General features: G+C 72.0%; 1 protein-coding gene. It reads right to left on the reverse strand.

Features of this window, described 5'->3' with window-relative positions; all coding sequences use genetic code 11:
- Positions 1-130: 130 nt before the first annotated feature.
- Positions 131-850 (reverse strand): SDR family NAD(P)-dependent oxidoreductase, encoded by a 720-nt coding sequence (locus ACFVHB_RS40120; RefSeq protein WP_380332929.1) that lies wholly within the window; start codon positions 848-850, stop codon positions 131-133.
- Between the last annotated feature and the right edge of the window lie 572 nt (positions 851-1,422).

Below are 1,422 nucleotides of genomic sequence, written 5' to 3' on the forward strand. Positions count from 1 at the left end.
AGCTTCACAGGCCCCTGAGCCGTCCGGTCCTCACGGATCTCGAAGTCCAATGCATCCCCTGAACTGGGGTGTTGCAACGACTCCTAGAACGCAAGTCCGGTACGGGCCCTTCGCCGGTCGGCCGCGCGCTTCAGCGGCCGAGCAGTTCACCGCCGTTGCAGTGCAGGATCTCGCCGGTGACGAACCCGGCCTCCGGCGAGGCCAGGAAGTACACCGCGGCCGCCACCTCGCCGGCCTCGCCGATCCGGCCGAGCAGCGTCCGGGCCGCCCGCCGGGACACCTCGGCCTCGTCCAGCCGCGGGCCGAAGAACTCGGTGCCCGCCACCGTGCCCGGGGCGACGATGTTGGCGGTGATGCCGGAGGTGCCGAGCTGGGCGGCCAGGAAGTGGTTCCAGGCGTGCAGCGACGCCTTGGCGGCCCCGTACGAGCCGGCGCCGCGCAGCGCGGCGATCGAGCTGACGGTGACCACCCGGCCGGAGCCCGGGGTGAGCCGGTCCCGGATGGACTCGGTGAGCAGCACCACGGTCAGCACGTTGCGCTCGAAGTCGCCGCGCCAGCGGGCCAGCAGGGCGTGCGGCCCGCCGCCGATCACGGTCTCCCGGCTGCCGGCGTTGTTCACCAGCACGTCGATCCGCTCGGGGAGTTCGGCGAGCGCGGCCTCGACGGCGTCCGGGTCGGCGAGGTCGCAGACCAGCGGGGTGACGTCGGGTCCGAGGTCGGCCGCGGCCTGTTCGAGCACCGCCCGCCGGCGGCCGACGATCACGACCCGTTCGCCCGCCTCGGCGAACCGACGTGCCACCTCGTACCCGATCCCCGTGCCACCACCGGTGACGACGACGTTCCTGGCCATCTGCGCACTCCCTCCCCAGTTCCGCCGCCACGCTGCGAGGGTGCGGGGCGGTCCGTACCGGAATGCCACGATTCCTATCACGCTCGGTTGCCGTCACTGCGGGGAGGGTGACGTCGACGCCGTCGGAAGGTGTGGTATGGGCCGGGCACCGGCCGCACACGGAGCGTGGCGAGAGGCAGCTCACACCCCCCCGGCGTAACTTCTCGCACCCTGATACGTCTTAGGTTGGTAGTGCGGCAGTTTTTCGGTGGACGGTGACGTGGCGAACGGCTTCACGTCACCGCGTCCATCACTGCCGCCGACGGGGCTCCGGCGGGCCCCGGGACGGTCGCCGACGGTTGGCGGCCTTCGCGCACGGCGCCGGGGAGTGGCGGGTCAGGGACGCTTTGAGCGGCCGTTCCGGGCTGCGGCCGCCCCCGGAGTCGTGCGCCGTTCGTCCTCCCCCCTCACGGGGAACGGCGAAGGGCCCGGCCGCACGAGGCGGTTTCTAGCGATCGTTGCAACACGTGGTCGGTTGGTTAGGCCGCGAGGAGTTTAGCCAGACGCTCGGCTGGGGTTTCCCAGCCGAGCGT

The organism is Kitasatospora sp. NPDC127111 (assembly GCF_042677465.1).
Lineage (GTDB): Bacteria > Actinomycetota > Actinomycetes > Streptomycetales > Streptomycetaceae > Kitasatospora.